Source organism: Streptomyces sp. NPDC003691 (assembly GCF_053981115.1).
On sequence record NZ_JBSFNQ010000216.1, the window covers coordinates 1 to 2,041 of the forward strand.

Below are 2,041 nucleotides of genomic sequence, written 5' to 3' on the forward strand. Positions count from 1 at the left end.
ATCGGTGACCCGATCCAGATCAACGGCTACTCCTACAGCGAGAACAACCCGGTCACCTTCGCCGACCCGACCGGTCTGATGTCGGCCGCCCAGGGTGGCGGCGGCGGAGGCGGCGGCTACAACGGCGACCAGTACGGCGGGCCGTCCAAGGGCGAACTCGCCTGGGCCCAGGCCGAGCAGAACCGCTCCATGTCCAGCGTCATCGCCGACGCCGGCTGGTCTCTCCTCAAGGGACTCATCGGGTACGACGACATGATCGCCTGCTTCTCCCGGGGCGACCTCTGGGCCTGTGGCCGCATGATCATCGACGCCCTGCCCTGGACCAAGGTCTTCAGCGCGGCAAAGAAGGTCTGGAACGCCGTCAGCAGGATCTCGGGTGCCATCTCCGCTTTCAAGAAGGCGCAGGAGAAGGCCCGCCAGATCATCGAGATGGCCCGCAAGGCCCAGGAAGCCGCCAGAAAGGCAGCCGAAGCCAAGAAGAAGGCCGCCGAGAAGGCCGCCCAGCTCAAGAAGAAGGCCGAACAGGCCAAGCTGAGAGCGGCAAAGCAGGCGGCGCAGAAGACCGGAAACGCCGTCCAGAAAGCAAAGAAGGCCGCGGCGAAGAAGGCCGAGAAGCCCATCAACCGGGCCCGACAGCAGGCCAAGAAGGAAGACGCACCCGCCAAGAGCGGAAAGAGCGGAAGCCGCAGCGGCGGGTCCTCTGACTCGCGCGGTGGTTCACGTGGTGAAAAGTCTTCTGAAAGTAGTTCGGGTCGCAGTTCGGACTCTGCCCTGCAGAGCCGGAACCGAGCAGGATCCGGCCCCCGCATGCCCATGACGATGGAATGCGTTTGCCAGGTTGCAAGTAAATACAATATCGACATATCGGGCATCAAGATAAAGATCGACAAGAGTCGCGCAGGGTACTATGGATCAACGGCGCCCGACCAAAGCATTACCCTGACTCGGGACGCTTTCCGCAGCGAGGAGCAATTGGCACGAACTCTCGCACACGAGCGCTTCCACGTCGATCAAATCAGAAACGGGATGGGGTACCCGAAGGAATATGACGCAGCGAACGCATGGGAAGACGCCGCCACGAACTTCGAAAATTGGTGGTGGGACAACATGGGGAAGGGCCTGAAGTAGGAATGTCTCAAGAATTCGCAAGCTGGGTCGGTGAGTACGAATGGGCCTATCAGCACCCTGACACGGTACCCACTCGCAACTGCCCGAGCTGCGGAGTAAAGGGGCTCCAACTGGTCTTCGTCGTAGACGCAACGGATTCCGAGTCGGGACGCGCGGTCTTCTGGTGCAACTCCTGCCTCATCGGTTTGATGCCCAACCGTGCACTCCTGCCGGCATCAGGAAATAAGATCCTCAAAGGAAGGGAATCCATTCCCAACTTTCGACTGGTGACGGAATCCACTGACCAATAGTTCATTTTGGATGCAGCAGGAGGAATGGCTACACCCGTCGCTCCTCAGGGCGGGAAAGCCAACCTCCTGCTGCATCCGCGGCTCTTATCGCTTCAGACCATTTTCGACATGCCCGACGAGAACCCCCACAAGGGCCAAGACGCCCCCGGGCGCAAGGAGGAGGAGGCATGGGCGCGAAGGAAATGCCACGCACCCGAGTGGTCTCGGCACTGGCCGTATGTCTCGTCGCCGTATCAGGTTGCACCTCGGGCGACAGCGGTGACGACAAGCCCGGGATCGGGGATCTGGACACCGGGCCCACCGCCGGGGCCGTGTCCAAGGAAGGGCTGGCGAAGGCCGCGATCGGGGCCAAGGACGTGCCCGGGCACACCGTCGCCGCCGCCGGAGCGGCCGCCGCGCTCACCGCATCCGAGGTCACCGTCGGGGAGGACGACAAGGACTGTCTGCCCGTCGCCCATGCCCTCACCGGCGTACCCGTCGGCAAGACCCGTTCCATCAGCCCCGCGCAGCAGCTCATCGGCAGTGGCGTCACCACCACCGTCACCCTCGGCCTCTACGAGGGCCAGGAGGGGCAGGCCGCCATGGAGAAGCTCTCCCAGGCCGTCACCGCCTGCGCCGGCGGA

Annotated in this window: 2 pseudogenes; both read left to right on the plus strand. The window is 63.3% G+C overall.

The annotated features are described in order from the left end of the window. Nucleotides 1–1,128: pseudogene (locus ACWDR0_RS34800) on the plus strand (hypothetical protein); the annotation flags it as partial. A gap of 457 nt (nt 1,129–1,585) precedes the next feature. Continuing rightward, nucleotides 1,586–2,041 (plus strand): annotated as a pseudogene (locus ACWDR0_RS34805) (hypothetical protein); the annotation flags it as partial.